The organism is Clavibacter sp. VKM Ac-2873 (genome assembly GCF_015351075.1).
Taxonomy (GTDB): Bacteria; Actinomycetota; Actinomycetes; order Actinomycetales; family Microbacteriaceae; genus Clavibacter.
This window is the reverse complement of sequence record NZ_JADKRS010000001.1, coordinates 149836-167625: the sequence shown is the minus strand read 5'-3', so window position 1 is coordinate 167625 and position 17790 is coordinate 149836. Positions and strand designations below refer to the sequence as shown.

Genomic DNA, 17790 nt, shown 5'->3' with positions numbered 1-17790 from the left:
CGGATCTAGTAGTTCAGGAGGAGGTCGCGGAGGACCTGCCTTCCGAAGACTAGTGCGTCGAGGGGGACACGCTCGTCGACGCCGTGGAACATCGACGGGAAGTCCATGGAGGCCGGGAGCTTCAGCGGCGCGAAGCCGTAGCCGGTGATGCCGAGGAGGCTGAGCGCCTTGTTGTCGGTGCCGCCGGACAGCATGTAGGGCAGGACCTCGGCCTCGGGATCGTGCGCGCCGAGGGTCTGGACCATGGCGTCCACGAGCGGTCCCTGGAACGGGTTCTCGAGGCCGACGTCCTGGTGCACGATGCGCACCTCGACGCCCTCGCCGGCGAGCTCGCGGACCCGGGCGAGCACCTCGTCCTCCTCGCCCGGCAGGACGCGGATGTCGATGAGCGCCTCCGCCGTGTCGGGGATCACGTTGTGCTTGTAGCCGGCGTGGAGCAGCGTCGGGTTGGTGGTGGTGCGCAGCGTCGCGGCGATGAACTTCGAGGCCGTGCCGGTGGCGATCGCGAGGTCGTCCGGCGTGACCTGCGTCGGGTCGGCCCCCACGATGCGGGCGATCTCGTCGAGCAGCTGGCGGGTCGTGTCGGTGAGGTGGACCGGCCACTCCTCCGTGCCGATCCGCGCGACGGCGCCCGCGAGCCGCGTGACCGCGTTGTCGCGGTTGACCTGCGAGCCGTGGCCCGCGGTGCCCGTAGCGACCAGGCGGATCCAGATGAGGGCCTTCTCGCCCGTCTGGAGCAGGTACGCGCGCTTCCCGGCGAGGTCGATGGAGTAGCCGCCGACCTCGCTGATGGCCTCGGTCGCGCCTTCGAACCAATCGGGCCGGTTCTCGACGACGTAGGCGGAGCCGAGCACGCCGCCCGCCTCCTCGTCGGAGAAGAAGCCCATGATCAGGTCCCGCTCGGGGGCACGGCCCGAGGTGATGATCTCCTGCAGCGCGGTGATCATCATCGCGTCCATGTTCTTCATGTCCACGGCGCCGCGGCCCCAGAGCATGCCGTCCTTGATGACGCCGCCGAACGGGTCGACGGACCAGTTCGCGGGGTCGGCGGGCACGACGTCGAGGTGGCCGTGGACGACGAGCGCCGGCTTGTCCCTGTTGCGGCCGGGGATGCGCGCGAGGACGCTCGTGCGGCCGGGCGCGGCGTCGATCAGCTCGGGCTCCAGGCCCAGGTCCTTCAGGTGCTGCTCGACGTACTGCGCGGCCTCCGTCTCCCCCTCCGACCGGCCCTCGCCGTGGTTGGTCGTGTCGAACCGGATGAGGTCGCGGGCGATCCGGGCGGTGGCGTCGAGGTCGTCGGGGAGCGTGTCGGTCATGGGTCAACGCTATCGAGACCGGACGCGGGCGTCCTGCCGCGAGGTGGTCGGGGCGCCTCCGGAGCCGTGCTAATGTCGTCTCTCGGCAGCCGGAGACGGCGGGCCGCACATCCTGTCCGGATGGCGGAATTGGTAGACGCGCTAGCTTGAGGTGCTAGTGCCCGTATTAGGGCGTGGGGGTTCAAGTCCCCCTTCGGACACACACGAGAGCCGGTCGGATCCACGAGGATCCGGCCGGCTCTTCCTCGTTCCCGGCGCGGCTTCCTCCGCGCTCTCGCGGCGCGCCCGGCTACAGTCGCTCTCGGCCCGCGCGCGGGTCCCGCCCCGAGAGAAGAGGACCGATGACCGTCGTCGACAGCGCCGTGTACGTCCAGGGGGTCCGCACCGCGGATCCCGAGAGCCTCGACGAGACGTTCGAGGTCATGCGCGCGCGACAGGGCATCGCCTGGATCGGCCTGTACCGGCCGGACCCGGAGGAGCTGCACCGCGTCGCCGACGAGTTCGGCCTGCACCCGCTCGCCGTCGAGGACGCCCTCAGCGGCCACCAGCGCTCGAAGATGGAGCGCTACGGCGACACCTGGTTCGTCGTGCTGCGCCCCGCGCGCTACCTCGACGACGACGAGCGCGTGGAGTTCGGGGAGCTGCACGTGTTCGTCGGGCCCGACTTCGTGGTCACCATCCGGCACGCGGAGTCCCCCGACCTCTCCGCGGTCCGCCACCGCCTCGAGGAGGACCGCGAGCTCCTCGCCCTCGGGCCGCGCGCCGTCCTGTACGCGATCCTCGACCAGGTCGCCGACGAGTACGGGCCCGTCGCCGCGGGCCTCGAGGACGACGTCGACGAGATCGAGGACCAGATCTTCGGCGCCGACCCCGACGTCTCCCGCCGCATCTACGCGCTGATGCGCGAGGTCACCGCGTTCCAGCGGGCCACGGCGCCGCTCGGCGCGATGCTCGACGACCTGCGGCAGCGCGCCGAGGAGCACGAGGTGGACCTCGAGCTCCGCCGCGGCTTCCGGGACGTGCACGACCACGTCATCCGCGTCGCCGAGCGCGCGGACGCCTTCCGCACGCTGCTGCAGAACGCGCTCACGGTGCACACGACGCTCGTCGGCCAACGGCAGAACGACGAGATGAAGAAGCTCACCGAGACGAGCCTCGCCCAGAACGACCAGGTGAAGCGGATCTCCTCCTGGGCGGCGATCCTCTTCGCGCCCACGCTCGTCGGGACCATCTACGGCATGAACTTCGTCGACATGCCGGAGCTGAAGTGGACGTACGGATACCCGCTCGCGCTCGGCCTCATGGTCCTCATGGGCGTCGTCCTGTACGCGGCGTTCCGGAAGCGCGGCTGGATCTGATCCCCGGGCCGGTCGGGCGTCCGGCGCGGGGATAGGGTGACGGGATGCGTGTCGTCGTCATCGGAGCCACCGGCCACATCGGGACCTTCCTCGTCCCCCGACTCGTCGAATCCGGGCACGACGTCGTGGCGGTGAGCCGCGGCACGCGCCAGCCCTACCGGGAGTCGCCCCTGTGGGACCGCGTCGAGCGCGTGCGCGTCGACCGCGACGCCGAGGACGCGGCGGGCACCTTCGCGGACCGGATCGGGGCCCTGTCGCCCGAGGTCGTCGTCGACCTGGTCTGCTTCACGCCCGACTCGGCGCGGCACCTCGTCGAGGGGCTGCGCGGCCGCGTGCGGCACCTCATCCACATCGGCAGCATCTGGACCCACGGCCTCAGCTCCTCCCTCCCGCTGCGCGAGGACGACCCGAAGGAGCCGTTCGGCGAGTACGGCGTGCAGAAGGCCGAGATCGAGCGGTACCTCATCGCGGAGTCGCGCTCCGGCGGCGTGCCGTGCACGGTGGTCCACCCGGGCCACATCAGCGGCGGCGGGTGGCCCGTGATCACCCCCGTCGGCAACCTCGACCCCGCCGTGTGGACCGCGCTCGCCACCGGCGGCCCGCTCGCCGTGCCGGGATCGGGCAGCGAGACGATGCACCACGTGCACGCCGACGACGTCGCGCAGGTCGTGCAGCTGGCGATCGCCAACCGCGAGACCAGCGTCGGCGAGAGCTTCCACGCCGTCTCCGAGCGCGCGCTCTCGGTGCGGGGGTTCGCCCGGGCGGCGGCCTCCTGGTTCGGCCGCGAGCCCGAGCTGGAGCACCTCGACTGGGGCGGGTTCCGCGCCCGTACGGAACCGGATCACGCCGACGCCAGCTGGCAGCACCTCAGCCGCAGCCACGTCGCGAGCATCGACAAGGCCCGTGACGTGCTCGGCTACGCGCCGCGGTTCACGAGCGAGGAGGCGGCCCGCGAGGCCGTCGAGTGGATGGTGCGCGCGGGCGAGCTGGACGTGCCGCTCCCCCGCTGACGGCCGCCCGTCCCGAACAGCGCCGTCAGACGAAGCGCGCGTCGAGCACCAGGCGGGTGCGGACCGCGAGCAACCGCTCCGCGTCCATCGCGTGGAGGCCGGGCAGGCCCGCGGCGACGTGGTCGGCGAGGAGCGTCCGGGCCACCGCGTAGGCCGGCAGCGCGTGCGGGTCGTCGGCCGCGTGCAGGACGACCGGCGCCGCGCCGAGGACCCCGGACGGCAGCGAGAGCACGAGGCCGACCACGGGCACCTCCATCTCCCGGGCGAGCGCACGGGCGCGGGCGTCGAGGCCGCGGAGGGCGGCGTCGCGCGCGGACGGATCCGTCGCGGCGGCGGATCCCCGGGGGACGGACTCGACCGCGACGAGACCCTGCGGGCCGAGGACGAGGTGGTCGATCGCGTCGCCCGAGCGCGGCACGGCGACGCCGTTCCAGAACGCGTACGACGGGCCGAGCTCCATCAGCTCGCGCGCCGTCTCCTCCTGCGCGACGGCGGCCCGGAGCGCCTCGGACGCCGCGACGGGCACCTCGGCGACGAGGTCGGGCGCGTAGGCGTCGGCCTCGAAGCGCCGGCGCAGGCCCTCGAGGCGGGCGAGGCGCGCGCTGTAGGCGGCCATGAGGTCGGGGTAGGCGCGCAGGGCGCGCTCGTGGGCGATGGCGTCCTCCTGCAGCTGCGCCGCCGCGCGACGCCGGGGCTCCTCCGCACGGTGCCAGGCGCGTCCGATCGGACCCGCGGCAGCGAGGCCCGCGGCCGCGCCCACGACCAATCCGACGACCGCCGGCACGACGCCCATGCCCGAGACGAGGAGGACGAGGGCGAGCAGGACGCCGAGCACGGGCGGGGCGATGGCCCGGGCACGACGGACGTAGGGCTCCGGTCGGTCGGACAGGGCGGCTCCGCCGCGCGGCGGTTCGGGGGCAGCGGGCACCGACGGCTCCGCGGGATCCGCCAGCCATTCGCGCACGAGCGACAGGTAGCGGAGCCGGGCGAACCCGCCGGGGTGGCCGAAGCTGCGGGTGCGCGCGGCGCCGCGTGCGCGCGGGGCGCCCGGACGGCCGCGCCGCGACGCCGGATCCCACGCCTCGCCCGCCGAGGTGGAGCCGGGGGACGCCGGGTGGGCGCGGCCGGCGGGCTCCTCGGGGACGGGCGCGTCGCGGAGCGTGCGCTCGTAGCGGGCGCGGCTCTCCGGGTCCCCCACCGCCTCGAACGCGTCGTGCACGGCCTGGAACTCGTCGGCGCTGCCGCCCATGTCGGGATGCGCGTCGCGCACGCGCCGGCGGTAGGCGCGGCGGATCTCGTCCTGCGACGCGGACGGCGCGACGCCGAGCACGGCGTACGCGTCGGCGTGGGCGTCGCGCGACGGGACGGGCATCGGTTGCTCCTCGCGGGAACCGGTCGGGCGGCTCCCAGGATCACGAGCGTAGGCGAGCGCGCCTGGACGACGCCCGAGCGCGCCTCCGCGCCGGTCGGTACCGCACCACAGCGCGCGCGCTCGCCCGCGCGGCGCGCGTGATACCACCCGAGGGCGGCACATGGCGAACTTCGCGCTTCCGGGTGGCATGCGTAAGGTGAGCCACCGCCGATGCCCCTCCCGGTGACCGACACATCATGAGGAGACCGACATGTGGGACTTCCTGCGCGACCGCGCCGACCAGATCGCGTTCTCCGCGTGGCAGCACCTCAGCCTCGTGGTGCAGTGCCTGGTGCTCGCGACCGTGATCGCCGTGGGGCTGGCGGCGCTCGTGTACCGCAGCCGCCCGCTCAGCTCGCTGGCCAACAGCGTCTCCGCGATCGGCCTCACGCTCCCCGCCTTCGCGCTCGTGGGGCTCCTCATCGCCCCGCTCGGCTTCGGCGTCGCACCGGCCGTCGCGGTCGTCACGTTCTTCGCGGTGCTGCCCATCCTGCGCAACGCGGTGGTCGGGCTCACGGGCATCGACCCCGCGATCGTGGAGTCGGCGCGCGGCATCGGCATGGGACGCGTCCGCACGCTGCTGCGCGTCGAGCTGCCGCTCGCGTGGCCCGTCATCCTCGGCGGGATCCGCGTGTCCGCCCAGATGGTCATGGGCATCGCCGCCGTGGCCGCGTACGTGCTCGGCCCCGGGCTCGGCGGCTTCATCTTCTCCGGGCTCTCCCGCCTCGGCGGCGCGAACTCGACCGAATCCGTCCTCACCGGCGTCATCGGCGTCGTCCTGCTCGCCCTCCTGCTCGACCTCGTCCTCGTCGGCATCGGCCGGCTCACCACTCCGAGAGGCATCCGTGTCTGAGACCACCACCCCCACCGCCCCCGAGATCAGCGGGCGCTCGATCCTGCTCGACGGCGTCACCAAGCGGTACCCGGGACAGGCGAAGCCCGCCGTCGACGGCATCACGCTGGAGATCCCCGCGGGCAAGATCGTGATGCTCGTCGGCCCGTCCGGCTGCGGCAAGACGACGACGCTGAAGATGATCAACCGGCTCATCGAGCCCACCGAGGGCCGCGTGGTCCTCGGTGACGAGGACGTGACGGGCATCGACGGCGACGAGCTGCGGCGCCGCATCGGCTACGTGATCCAGGCCGGCGGCCTCTTCCCGCACATGACCGTCGCCGCGAACATCGCCGTCGTGCCCAAGATGCTCGGCTGGGACGCCGCGCGCATCCGCGCCCGCGTCGACGAGCTGCTCGAGCTCGTCTCGCTCGACCCCGAGCAGTACCGCGACCGCTACCCGAAGGAGCTCTCCGGCGGCCAGCAGCAGCGTGTCGGCGTGGCCCGTGCGCTCGCCGCCGACCCGCCCGTGCTCCTCATGGACGAGCCGTTCGGCGCGGTGGACCCCATCACCCGGCAGCGCCTGCAGGACGAGCTCATCCGCATCCAGGCCGAGCTGCAGAAGACCATCGTCATCGTCACGCACGACTTCGACGAGGCCGTGAAGCTCGGCGACTGGATCGTCGTCTTCGCCGAGGGCGCCCGCATCGTGCAGTACGACACGCCCGAGCGGATCCTCGCCGAGCCCGCCGACGCGTTCGTCGAGGAGTTCATCGGCTCGGGCGCGGGCCTCAAGCAGCTCACGCTCCGCCGCGTGGACGAGGTGCCGCTCGCCGACGCCGTCGTCGCCCACCCCGGCGACGCCGCGCGCGACGTCCTCGCCCGCATGGACGAGGTCGGCCACCAGCACGCCGTGGTCGTCGACGCCCGGAACCGCCCGATCCAGTGGCCGTCGCGCCGCCAGCTCGGCCGGCTCGAGGTCGTCGGCGCCGTGCCCGAGCCGCGGCTGCCCGTGATCGGCAACCGCGCGACCCTCAACGACGCGCTCGACACCATGCTCGTCTCGAGCGCGGGCGCCGCGCTCGTCACGGGACGCGCCGGCGCGTTCCTCGGCGTGATCGACGTCGAGACGGTGATGGACGCCATCACGAGCGTCCGCGCCCAGGCCGCCGGGGGTGTCGCAGGTGCGCCCGTCGGCACGAACACGGGCACGATCGGCACCGTGGGCGCCGACGCCGCGCGCGCCGAGCAGGCCGCGGCGGACGCCGCCCCCGCCTCCTCCGCAGCGCAGGACGGGCAGGACGGATGAGCGCCGTGACCGAGGCGCGCACCGAGGCCGTCGGCGGCGCCCAGGGCTGGCGCGGCCTCGTCGCGCAGCCCGTCGCCATCGCGGCGGTCCTCGCGGCGTACCTCGTCTGGCTGGGCGTCGCGCCGCTCACCGCCGTGGAGCGCACGACGCTCGCGCCCTCCGCGCTGGGGAAGTCCACGCTCGAGCACCTCGTGCTCACCTTCTCCGCGGCGGCGATCGTCCTCGTCATCTTCATCCCGCTCGGCGTGCTGCTGACGCGCGGCCGCCTCCGCCGCTACTCCGCGCCCGTCCTCGCCGTGGCGAACTTCGGGCAGGCGGCCCCGGCCATCGGCCTCATCGTGCTGCTGAGCATCGTGTTCACGGGCAGCGGCTACTTCGCGAGCCTCGTCGCCCTCGTGCTCTACGCCGCGCTTCCGGTGCTCCGCAACACCATGCTCGGCATCCGCGGCGTCGACGAGCGGCTCGTCGAGGCCGGACGCGGCATGGGCATGAGCCGGGCATCCGTGCTGTTCCGCATCGAGCTGCCGCTGGCCGTCCCCGTCATGCTCGCCGGGATCCGCACCGCCCTCGTGCTCCTCGTCGGCACCGCGTCGCTCGCGGCGTTCGTCAACGGCGGCGGGCTCGGGATCCTCATCACCACGGGCGTCAGCCTGTACCTCTACCCGGTGCTGGTCTCGGGGGCGCTGCTCATCGCGCTCCTCGCGCTCGCCATCGACTGGCTCGGCCGCGTCGTCGAGCACGTCGCCCGCCCGAAGGGACTCTGATCGTGCCGACCCTCCCCCGCTCCGCCCGCCTGCGCCGATCGCTCGGCGTGCCCGCCCTCGTGGCGGCGGCCCTCGCGACCCTCACGGGCTGCGGCCTGCAGCCCGCGACGGCCTACGTCCCCGACGTCGCGCCGGGCTCCATCCAGCCCCTCGACCTGCCGGCCGGCGCGCACCTCACGATCACGTCGAAGAACTTCACCGAGCAGCTGATCCTCGGCAAGATCGCCGTGATCGCGGCGAAGGCCGCCGGGTTCGACGTCACCGACCAGACGAACGTTCCGGGCAGCGTGCCGGCTCGCGAGCTCATGACGAGCCACGGCGCCGACATGACGTGGGAGTACACGGGCACCGCGTGGCTCAGCTACCTGGGCGAGGCGAAGGGCATCCCCGACCAGCGCGCCCAGTACGAGGCCGTGCGCGACGCCGACGCGGCCAACGGGCTCACCTGGCTGACCCCCGCGCCGCTCAACAACACGTACGCGCTCGCGATCCGCAGCGAGGAGGCCGACAAGCTCGGCATCACGAAGCTGTCGCAGATCAAGGACCTGCCGGTGGACGAGCGCACCTTCTGCGTGGAGGCGGAGTTCAACTCCCGGTCCGACGGGCTGTCGCCGCTGCTGGAGACGTACGGGATCCCGCGCGGGTCCGCCGACGGCGTGCCCGAGGGCAACGTGTCGATCTTCGACACGGGCGCGGTCTACACGGCCACGGATCGCGGCTCGTGCGAGTTCGGCGAGGTCTTCACCACCGACGGCCGCATCGACAAGCTCGGCCTGACGATCCTCCAGGACGACCTCGGGTTCTTCCCGGCGTACAACGTCGCGCCGGTGCTCGACTCGGCGACGCTGGCCGAGTACCCGGGCCTCCAGGACGTGTTCGACCGGATCTCCCCGGTCATCACCGACGACGCCCTCCGCGAGATGAACCTCCGGGTCGACGACCAGGGCGAGGAGCCCGCGGACGTCGCCTTCCAGTTCATGGTCGACCACGGGTTCGTCACCGCGCCCTAGGGATGCGGCTCGGGGGGACCGGGGCAGCTGCCCCGGTACACCCGAGCGCGCTAGCTGCGCATCCACCTGCGGAGCTGGTCGATGCGCTGCTGCAGCTGCGTAACGCTGCACTGGCCGACCGCGGGTCCGCCGCACACGCGGCGGAGCTCGGCGTGCACGAGGCCGTGCGGTTCGCCGTGCAGCTTGGCCCGCATCCCGACGAGGCTGTTGAGGAGCTGCCGCTGCTCCTTGAGCGTGCGGTACAGCGGGATGTCGTCGGGGTCCTTCGGGGCGCCGCTCTCGGCCTGCTTCCGCTCGCGCTCGCTGGCGTGCTTCGACTGCCGGTGCTGCCGCTGGGCGAGGAGCTCGCGCACCTGCTCGGGCTCGAGGATCCCGGGGAGCCCGATGAACTCCTCCTCCTCGAGGCTGCCGACGTCGGCCATCTGCCCGAACTCGGCGCCGTCGAAGAGCACCTTGTCGAAGGTGGCCTCGGATCCCATGGCCTCGAACGAGAACTCGCTGAGCAGGGAGTCGGACCCCTTCTCGCTGCGGTTCGCCTCGCCCATCATGGCGTCCTCGGGGTTGTAGAGGTCGCCCTCCTTCGAGGAGTCGCGGTCGAGGGCGTGGTCGCGCTGCCGCTCGAGCTCGTTGGCGAGCACGAGGAGGTTGGGGACGCTCGGCAGGAAGATCGACGCCGTCTCGCCGCGGCGGCGCGCCCGCACGAAGCGGCCGATGGCCTGCGCGAAGAACAGCGGCGTGGACGCGCTGGTGGCGTACACGCCGACGGCGAGCCGCGGGACGTCGACGCCCTCGGACACCATGCGCACCGCGACCATCCACCGCATCGTCCCGGCGGAGAAGCGGTCGATGTTGGCGCTCGCCTCGACGTCGTCGGAGAGCACCAGCGTCACGGGCTGCCCGCTGATCCGCTGCAGGATCGCCGCGTACGCGCGCGCGGTCGTGTGGTCGGTCGCGATGACGAGGCCGCCGGCGTCGGGGATCGACTGCCGCACCTCGCTGAGGCGACGGTCGGCGGCGGCGAGCACCTGCGGGATCCACTCGCCGTCGGGCGCGAGCGCGGTGCGCCACGCCTGGGAGGTGATGTCCTTCGTGTTGCCCTCGGCGAGCTGGGCCTCCATCTCGTCGCCCATCTTGTTGCGCCAGCGCATGCTGCCGGCGTAGGCGAGGAAGATCACGGGCCGCACCACGCCGTCGGCGAGCGCGCGCCCGTAGCCGTAGTCGTAGTCGGTCTGCGAGAGGCGGACGCCGCGGTGGTCGCGGAGGTAGCTGACGAACGGGATGGGCGCGGTGTCGGAGCGGAACGGCGTCCCGGTGAGCGACAGGCGGCGGGTGGCGCGCTCGAAGGCCTCGCGGATCGCATCGCCCCAGCTGAGCGCGTCGCCGCCGTGGTGGACCTCGTCGAGGATCACGAGGGTGCGGCTCGCCTCGGTCATGGTCTTGTGGATGTAGGGGTTCGCGGCGACCTGCGCGTACGTCACGGCGGCCCCGTGGTAGTGCCGCCCGAGCGCGCCGGACGCGTTGCTGTACATGGGGTCGAGGCGGACGCCGGCGCGCGCGGCCGCGTCGGCCCACTGCTTCTTGAGGTGCTCGGTGGGCGCGACGACCGTGACCTTGTCGATGGTCTTGCGGTGCAGCAGCTCGGAGGCCAGGCGGAGCGCGAACGTGGTCTTGCCGGCGCCCGGCGTCGCGTTGGCGAGGAAGTCCCGCGGTTCGTTCTCGAAGTACGCGGTGAGGGCCTCCTCCTGCCAGGCCCGCAGCTTGCTGACGGTGCCCCAGGCGGCGCGCTCCGGGAAGGCCGGCGAGAGGTGCTCGGCCGCGGCGGATCCGACGTGCGGTGGAGGGGTCGGCAGGGTGCTCACTCGACCTCACGATACCCGCACCCGGGGACGCTCCCGTCGAGCGCGGGGGTGCCGGGGCGGCGCGCGGCGGGCGGATCCGCGCCGTCCACGGGCTCGCGTCGGCGGCACGGCACGCGGGCGGATCCGGGCCTCCGCGACGGTCCGGGCGCGTCGCCGCGACGCCGGCGCGCTCCGCTCCCACCGGCCGTGCGGCCGGTGCTCAGGACCGGCGCGGCACGGGTCCGAGCAGCGTGGTCGCGATGGTCTCCGCGGCCTGCCGGTCGCTCGAGGGGTGGAACCCGCCGGCCAGCACGTCGCGGTACAGGCGGCCGAGCTCGTCGCCCGTGCGGAGGGATCCCCCGCCCGCGACCTCGACCGCCCGCCGCACGACCTCGGCCGCCGTGCGCGTCGCCCGCACCTTGACGCCGACGAGGAGCGACGCCCAGCGATCGCCGTGGTCGACGCCGCGGTCGACGTCGTCCGCCAGCGCGGTGAGCTGCGGGAGGAGCGCGTCCTGCGCGAGCGCGGCCTCCGCGACGAGGTGCCGGATCCCCGGGTCGGCCGCGAGCGTCGCCCCACCGGCCGCGCGGGAGGTGCGCCGGAGCGCCGAGTCCACGGCGAGGTCGAGCGCGCGCTGCCCGAGCCCGGCGTACACGGCGGCGATGAGCAGCTCGAACGCCTGCAGCACGGCGAGCGCGAACGGGTCGTCGCGGCGGCCGTGCTCGCGGCGCCGGACGACGTCGGCGGGCTCCGCGCGCACGTCGCGCAGGATCACCGTGTGGCTCTGCGTCGCCCGCATGCCGAGCGTGTCCCAGTCGGGCACGATCTCGAGGCCGGGCGCGTCGCGCGCCACGAAGGCGTGGACGAGGAGCGGCCGCTCGGGATCCGCGTCGTCACGCCCGAAGAGGCCGAGCCGCGTCCACGCGGGCGCCATGCTCGACGTCGACTTGGTGCCCGTGAACCGGTACCCGCCGTCCGCGTCCGGCACGGCCACCGTGAGCGCGTCGGCGAGGGCCTGGTCGTTGCCGGGCTCGCTGATCGCGAAGGCCAGCAGCTCGTCGCGGCCCGCGTCCTCGAGGACGCCGCGGAGCGAGTCGTCGCCGCGGTCCGCGAGGATCCGGGCCACGGCCGTCCAGACGAGGTGCATGCCGACCCCCAGCGCCGTGGCGGGGGCCGCCTGCGCGAGGAGGTGCTGCGCGCGCACGGCGTCGGCGAGCGAGGCGCCGGATCCGCCGAGGTCATGCGGCACGAGCAGGCGCAGGTGGCCGGCGTCCCGCAGCTCGTCGAGGTCCTCGGTGAAGAACGCGTTGCGGGCGTCGTACCCGGCCGCGCGCGAGCGGATCCGCTGGAGGAGCGCGGCGTCGAGGTGGGCGAGCGGGTCGGCCGGGGAGGCGGGCGTCATGCGCCCATCCTCCCCCGCGCGCCCGCCGCGCCGCCCGCCGGATGCGGGGCGCTCAGGCGGCGGACAGCACCAGCGCGTTGCCCCACGGGTCCTCGAAGGCGAGCGCGCGGCCGTCGTCGCGCGTGGCGACTCCCGCGGCGCGGAGGCGCGCGTCCACCGCCACGACCTCGTCGCGCGTGGGCACCTCGATGCGCACCGTGCCGAGCCCGAGCGTCGCGGGCCGCCGCCCGGCGCCGCGGCTGTTCCAGGTGTTCATGGCCATGTGGTGGTGGTACCCGCCGGCCGAGACGAAGATCGCGGATCCGTGCCAGCCGGCGACGAGCTCGAAGCCCAGCGTGTCGACGTAGAACGCGGACGCCTGCTCCGTGTCGCCCACCTGGAGGTGCACGTGCCCGATGCCGGCCGCGTCGGAGGCGGCGTCGCCGACGGGCGCGAGCTCGTCGCGGAGGAACGCGTTCGGGTCGAGGCGGAGCGAGTCCATGACGATCCGCCCGTCCTGCCAGGTCCACTCGTCGCGGGGCCGGTCGGTGTAGAGCTCGACGCCGTTGCCCTCGGGGTCGGTGAAGTAGAAGGCGCGGCTCACGAGGTGGTCGGCGCTGCCGGCGTAGGTGCCGGGCGCGCGCTGCGCGAGCGAGGCCACGGAACGGGCGAGCGCGGCGGGCTCGTCGAAGAGCACGGCCGTGTGGAAGAGGCCCGCGTTCCCGGGGCTCGGGAGGTCGAGTCCGCGCGCCGGCTCGAGCAGCACGGCGGGCACGCCCGCGCGCCCGAGAGCCGTGGACTCGGTGCCCTCGTCGAGCTGCTCGAGGCCGACCGCGTCGCGGTAGTAGGCGGTCATGCGGTCGAGGTCGCCGACGAGCAGGGTCACGGGCCCCATGGTCGTGTCGGCGGAGAGCAGGTCGGGCATGGATCCTCGTTCCTCGGGTGGTGCGTCCAGTTGCTTGAATGCTCAACCAATGCCATCGCGTCCGCATTCCCGGGGCCGCGCGGGGGCGTTCCTATGATGGGAGCGTCCCACCCGGAAGGAAGCGCATGACCGAGCCCCACCCCTGGCGCCGCTACGTCGCCCTCGGCGACTCCTTCACGGAGGGCATCGGCGACCCCGAGCCGGGGAGCCCGGGAGGGCACCGGGGCTGGGCCGACCGCGTGGCCGAGGTGCTCGCCGACCAGGTCGAGGGCTTCTCCTACGCGAACCTCGCCATCCGGGGGCGGCTCCTCGGGCAGATCGCCGACGAGCAGGTCGAGCCCGCGCTCGCGCTGCACCCCGACCTCGTGTCCGTCTCGGCGGGCGGCAACGACATCCTCCGGCCCGGCGCCGACCCCGACCGCCTCGCCGAGCGCCTCGACCAGATGGTCGCCCGGCTCTCCTCCGCGGGCGCGACCGTGGTGCTCTTCACGGGCACCGACGTCAAGTTCTCCCCCGTCTTCGGGCGGCTGCGCGGCAAGGTCGCGATCTACAACGAGGACATCCGGGCGGTCGCCGCCCGGCACGACTGCATCGTGGCCGACCAGTGGTCGCTCACCGAGATCCAGGATCCGCGCATGTGGGACGTCGACCGGCTCCACCTCGCGCCGCTCGGGCACCACACCGTGGCGCGCATGGTGCTGCAGGCGCTCGCCGTCGAGAACGACCTCGAGCCCTTGAAGCCGGAGCCGCTTCCGCCGCGCACCTGGCGCCAGGCGCGCGCCGGCGACATCGACTGGGCGCGGGCGTACTTCGTGCCGTGGGTGCTGCGGCGCCTCCGCCACCAGTCCTCGGGCGACGGGCGCACGGCCAAGCGGCCGGACGCGTCGCCGTGGACGCGCGTCGACGCCGGGAGCTGAGCGCCCGGCGAGGAGTCAGCCGAGCAGCTCGCCCGGGTTGCCGAGGCGCCACCAGCCGTCGGGCCCCGGGATCGCGCGGTCGAGCGCCAGCGGCACCCGCACCGTCTCCTTGCCGGCCGTGACCGTGGCCGCGCCGACCTCGGTGCCGGCGGCGGCCTCCCCGGACCCGGACGCCTCCACGGTCGTGGTGACGGGCGTGTCGCCCCACACGAGCAGCGACTCGTCCTCGGTGGCGACGGCCCGGGCCGTCGCGCCCCACGCGGTCGTGTAGTCGGCGAAGGGCTCCCCCGCCGTGGCCACCTGGATCACGTGCAGGTTCGCGCTGACCGTCGGCAGCAGCGCCGTCACCTGGCGGGCCAGCTCCGCGTGGTCCTTCGCGCCGAGCGTCACGCCGACCAGCGTCACGTCCCGGTCGCCCACCTTCGTGTCCACCGCCCAGAGCAGGCACTTGCCCGCCTGCTCCAGCGTGCCCGTCTTGATGCCCCGGAACCCGGGGACCCCGACCAGCTGGTTGCGGTTCTCCACCGTGCCGACGCCCGCCACGTCGGCGCTGCGCTGGTCGACGATGCCCGACAGCACGGGGTCGGCGAGCACCATCTCGCCGATGCGGACGAGGTCGGCCGTCGTGCTCACGGTCTCGGGCGAGAGCCCCATCGCGTCGGCCACGTGCGTGCCCGTGAGCCCCTGCTCCGCGAGCCACGCGTTCGCGGCCGCCACGAAGGCGTCGTTCGATCCGTACGCCCAGACCCCGAGCGCGGCCGCGTAGTTGTTCGCGCTCGCGAGCAGCGCGCCCTCGAGCAGGTCGCGCTGGGACAGGCTCGTGCCCGGGACGGCGGGTTCGACGACGCCGTCCTGCTTGAGGATCTCGCCGCGGAGCGCCTCGTCCTCGGCGGTGAAGGTGACCTGCGGCCCGTCCTCCCCCGGCGCGAGCGGCTTGGCCTCCAGCACGACGAGGGCCGTCACGGTCTTGGTGATGCTCGCCATCGGCCGGGGCGTCGGATCCTGGTCGTCCGTCGCGAGCACGCCGTCGAAGCCGACGGCGCCGACGGCGGAGACGCCCGCGTCCGGCCACGTCTCGGGCGTCGGGACGTTGACGACGGGCGACGGCGCGTCGACCTGCGCGACGGCGGCAGGCGGTTCCGCCGTGAGGGTGACGGGGACGTACACGCCCGCCGAGACGACGAGCGCCGCGGCGACGCCGGCCAGCGTGAGGCGGCGGGTGCGGCTCACGCGGGCACCCGCAGCGCGTAGAGGGCGACGGCGCTCGCGGCGGCCACGTTCAGGGAGTCGACGCCGTGCAGCATGGGGATCACGACCGTCGAGTCCGCGTGCCGGAGCGCGTGCCTGCTGAGGCCGTCGCCCTCGGTGCCGAGCACGAGCGCGATCCGCTCCGGGGCGTCCGCCGCGAAGGCGTCGAGCGTCACCGCGTCGTCCTCCAGGGCGAGCGCCGCGAGGTGGAAGCCGGCCTCGTGCAGGAGGGGCGCGGCCTCGTCCCACTCGGGCAGGCGGGTCCACGGCACCTGGAGCACGGTCCCCATGCTCACGCGCACGGATCGGCGGTAGAGCGGGTCGGCGCAGCGCGGGGTGATGAGCACGGCGTCGGCGCCGATGCCCGCGACCGCCCGGAAGATCGCCCCGACGTTCGTGTGGTCGACGATGTCCTCGAGCACGACGACCCGGCGCGCGTCGCGCAGCACGTCGGCGACCGCGGGGAGCGGCGGACGGTGCATGGCGGCGAGCGCCCCGCGGTGCAGGTTGTAGCCGGTGAGCCGCTCGAGCACGGCGGCGGCGCCCACGAAGACGGGCACGTCGGGGAAGCCCGCGAGGAGCGGGGCGACGTCGTCGAGCCACTGCTCCTGCACGAGGACCGAGCGCGGCACGTGCTCCGCGGCGAGCGCACGGCCCATGACCTTGGTCGACTCCGCGATGTAGAGGCCGCCCGCGGGCTCGCTCACACGGCGGAGGGCCACGTCGGTGAGCCGCGAGTAGTCCTCGAGGCCCGGCGAGGAGAGGTCCTCGATGCGGTGGATGTGCACGCCGGTCCTCTCTCGGTCCGCCCGGGAGGGATGCGGAGCCACTTCGCGCGGAGCCGTCGCGGGGATGCGCTGTCTAGACTCAACAGGACAATGATGCCCTGCCCCGTCGCCGCCCGCCGACATGGCGGGGCGCCAGCTCGGCACCGGGAGGCCCCATGAGCACCGCTCTCCGTGACGATCCCCGACCCCCCGCGGGGTCCACGATCGCCGAGGCGGTCGAGCTGATGCGCGGCCGTCGCACCGCCGTCCTCACGGGCGCCGGCCTCAGCACCGACTCGGGCATCCCCGACTACCGCGGCGAGGGCGCCCCGAAGCGGAACCCGATGACCTTCCAGCAGTTCCGCAGCGAGGGGGACGACTTCCGCCGCCGCTACTGGGCGGGCGGGCACCTCGGCTGGAAGGCCTTCAGCTCCGCGCGGCCCAACGACGGGCACCGGGCGCTCGCCGACCTGGAATCCGCCGGCGTCGTCGGCGGTCTCGTCACGCAGAACGTCGACGGCCTGCACGAGCGCGCCGGATCCCGTCGCGTGGTCGACCTGCACGGCTCGCTCGACCGGGTCCTGTGCCTCGACTGCGGCCAGGCCTACGCGCGCTCGTCGATCGCCGACCGCATCAGCGCCGAGAACCCGTGGCTCGACCAGCCGGACGCGGTCGAGCTGAACCCGGACGGCGACGCGCAGGTGCACGACGTCGACCGGTTCCGGATCCCCGTCTGCAGCGTCTGCGGCGGCATGCTCAAGCCCGACGTGGTGTTCTTCGGCGAGCTCGTGCCGACGGAGCGCTTCCGCGACGCGAGCGCCATCGTCCAGGACGCCGACGTGCTCCTCATCGCCGGATCCTCCCTCGCGGTCAACTCCGGCATCCGCCTGCTCGAGATCGCGCGGAGGAGCCGCATGCCGATCGTGATCCTCAACCGCGGCACCACGAAGGGCGACACCCGCGCGACCGTGCGCCTCGAGGGCGGCACGAGCGAGATCCTCCGCGCCATCGCGTCGGAGCTCGCGTCGTGACGCGCATCGTGCTCGTCCGCCACGGCCGCACCGCGTGGAACGTGGAGCGGCGCGTGCAGGGATCCAGCGACATCCCGCTCGACGACACCGGCCGCGCGCAGGCCGCCACCGCGGGCGCGCTGCTCGCCGCCGCCGTCGCGGGCGGCGCGGGCTGGGACGCGGTGCACGCGAGCCCGCTGAGCCGCGCATTCGAGACCGCGTCGATCATCGCGGAGCACCTCGCGCTCGGCGGCGCGCCCGCGGCGGGTCCGCTGCCGGAGCCGGCGCTGGCGGAGCGGCGCTACGGGCTCGCGGAGGGGCTCACGCACACCGAGATCGCGGCGCGGTTCCCGGACGGCGACGTGCCCGGCCGCGAGACCGTGGAGTCCGTCACCGAGCGCGCGGGAGCGGCGCTCCTCCGCCTCGCGGAACGGCACCCGGGCGGTTCGATCATCGCGGTGTCGCACGGCGGCGTCATCGCGGCGCTCGCCCGCAGCCTCGACGCGACGCTCGTGGGACGACCGGGGCCGATGATCGAGAACGGATCGGCGCACACGTTCGGCGTGGTCGACGGCGAGCTGTCGCTGCTGCGCTTCGGCGGCATCGCCGACCTGGGGGCGATCGTCGACCTCGACCCGGCGCGCCGGGCCTGACCCGACGCCGCTCGCCCGGGGCGCACGCGGGCATCGCGCGG

The 17790-nt window shown here is 74.1% G+C and carries 16 protein-coding genes and 1 tRNA gene; 10 read left to right on the top strand and 7 right to left on the bottom strand.

What is annotated here, in order from left to right:
- Positions 1–5: 5 nt before the first annotated feature.
- Positions 6–1316, bottom strand: coding sequence for a M20/M25/M40 family metallo-hydrolase (locus tag ITJ44_RS00805; protein ID WP_194632903.1), 1311 nt, complete (start codon positions 1314–1316; stop codon positions 6–8).
- Between the two features lie 114 nt (positions 1317–1430).
- Between ITJ44_RS00805 and ITJ44_RS00800 the strand changes: the two genes are divergently transcribed.
- The 3 genes from ITJ44_RS00800 to ITJ44_RS00790 all read left to right on the top strand — a co-directional run bounded on the left by ITJ44_RS00800 (position 1431) and on the right by ITJ44_RS00790 (position 3684).
- Positions 1431–1516: transfer RNA gene (locus ITJ44_RS00800), tRNA-Leu, on the top strand.
- A 141-nt stretch (positions 1517–1657) separates the two neighbouring features.
- Entirely contained in the window at positions 1658–2674 is a 1017-nt protein-coding gene (locus ITJ44_RS00795; protein ID WP_194632902.1) for a magnesium and cobalt transport protein CorA, read from the top strand.
- A 44-nt stretch (positions 2675–2718) separates the two neighbouring features.
- Positions 2719–3684, top strand: coding sequence for an NAD(P)-dependent oxidoreductase (locus tag ITJ44_RS00790; RefSeq protein ID WP_194632901.1), 966 nt, complete (start codon positions 2719–2721; stop codon positions 3682–3684).
- Between the two features lie 25 nt (positions 3685–3709).
- Here ITJ44_RS00790 and ITJ44_RS00785 read toward each other — a convergent pair whose 3' ends face one another.
- Positions 3710–5056: a J domain-containing protein gene (locus tag ITJ44_RS00785; RefSeq protein WP_194632900.1), complete on the bottom strand. Its 1347-nt coding sequence runs from the start codon at positions 5054–5056 to the stop codon at positions 3710–3712.
- A gap of 250 nt (positions 5057–5306) precedes the next feature.
- Here ITJ44_RS00785 and ITJ44_RS00780 point away from each other — a divergent pair, with 250 nt between their 5' ends.
- The 4 genes from ITJ44_RS00780 to ITJ44_RS00765 are packed head-to-tail and all read left to right on the top strand — an operon-like array spanning position 5307 to position 9010.
- The gene (locus tag ITJ44_RS00780) at positions 5307–5948 is read left to right on the top strand and encodes an ABC transporter permease (protein WP_194632899.1); all 642 of its coding nucleotides are present in this window, start codon (positions 5307–5309) and stop codon (positions 5946–5948) included.
- Positions 5941–7236: an ABC transporter ATP-binding protein gene (locus ITJ44_RS00775; protein ID WP_194632898.1), complete on the top strand. Its 1296-nt coding sequence runs from the start codon at positions 5941–5943 to the stop codon at positions 7234–7236. The genes ITJ44_RS00780 and ITJ44_RS00775 overlap by 8 nt, the downstream gene beginning before the upstream one ends.
- Positions 7233–8000, top strand: a complete 768-nt coding sequence (locus tag ITJ44_RS00770; RefSeq protein ID WP_194632897.1) for an ABC transporter permease — start codon at positions 7233–7235, stop codon at positions 7998–8000. The genes ITJ44_RS00775 and ITJ44_RS00770 overlap by 4 nt, the downstream gene beginning before the upstream one ends.
- A gap of 2 nt (positions 8001–8002) precedes the next feature.
- Entirely contained in the window at positions 8003–9010 is a 1008-nt protein-coding gene (locus tag ITJ44_RS00765; protein WP_194632896.1) for a glycine betaine ABC transporter substrate-binding protein, read from the top strand.
- Positions 9011–9060: 50 nt separating this feature from the next.
- Here ITJ44_RS00765 and ITJ44_RS00760 read toward each other — a convergent pair whose 3' ends face one another.
- The 3 genes from ITJ44_RS00760 to ITJ44_RS00750 form a co-directional block, all read right to left on the bottom strand.
- A complete protein-coding gene (locus tag ITJ44_RS00760) occupies positions 9061–10869 on the bottom strand; it encodes a DEAD/DEAH box helicase (RefSeq protein ID WP_194632895.1) in 1809 nt (602 codons plus the stop codon).
- 199 nt (positions 10870–11068) lie between these two features.
- Complete coding sequence (locus ITJ44_RS00755; protein WP_194632894.1) at positions 11069–12250, bottom strand: acyl-CoA dehydrogenase family protein; 1182 nt, start codon at positions 12248–12250, stop codon at positions 11069–11071.
- A 52-nt stretch (positions 12251–12302) separates the two neighbouring features.
- On the bottom strand, positions 12303–13154 hold the full coding sequence (locus ITJ44_RS00750) for a VOC family protein (protein ID WP_194632893.1): 852 nt from the start codon (positions 13152–13154) through the stop codon (positions 12303–12305).
- 125 nt (positions 13155–13279) lie between these two features.
- On the opposite strand from ITJ44_RS00750, the gene ITJ44_RS00745 reads away from it, so the two are divergent.
- Positions 13280–14071: an SGNH/GDSL hydrolase family protein gene (locus ITJ44_RS00745; protein ID WP_194632892.1), complete on the top strand. Its 792-nt coding sequence runs from the start codon at positions 13280–13282 to the stop codon at positions 14069–14071.
- A 15-nt stretch (positions 14072–14086) separates the two neighbouring features.
- Here the strand turns inward: ITJ44_RS00745 and ITJ44_RS00740 are convergent, their stop codons facing one another.
- Both ITJ44_RS00740 and ITJ44_RS00735 read right to left on the bottom strand, forming a co-directional pair.
- A complete protein-coding gene (locus tag ITJ44_RS00740; RefSeq protein WP_194632891.1) occupies positions 14087–15301 on the bottom strand; it encodes a D-alanyl-D-alanine carboxypeptidase in 1215 nt (404 codons plus the stop codon).
- Positions 15298–16107, bottom strand: a complete 810-nt coding sequence (locus tag ITJ44_RS00735; protein WP_194632890.1) for an RNA methyltransferase — start codon at positions 16105–16107, stop codon at positions 15298–15300. The genes ITJ44_RS00740 and ITJ44_RS00735 overlap by 4 nt, the downstream gene beginning before the upstream one ends.
- A gap of 155 nt (positions 16108–16262) precedes the next feature.
- Between ITJ44_RS00735 and ITJ44_RS00730 the strand changes: the two genes are divergently transcribed.
- Both ITJ44_RS00730 and ITJ44_RS00725 read left to right on the top strand, forming a co-directional pair.
- A complete protein-coding gene (locus ITJ44_RS00730) occupies positions 16263–17117 on the top strand; it encodes a Sir2 family NAD-dependent protein deacetylase (protein ID WP_194632889.1) in 855 nt (284 codons plus the stop codon).
- Complete coding sequence (locus ITJ44_RS00725; RefSeq protein ID WP_194632888.1) at positions 17114–17749, top strand: histidine phosphatase family protein; 636 nt, start codon at positions 17114–17116, stop codon at positions 17747–17749. The genes ITJ44_RS00730 and ITJ44_RS00725 overlap by 4 nt, the downstream gene beginning before the upstream one ends.
- The last annotated feature ends 41 nt before the right edge of the window (positions 17750–17790 follow it).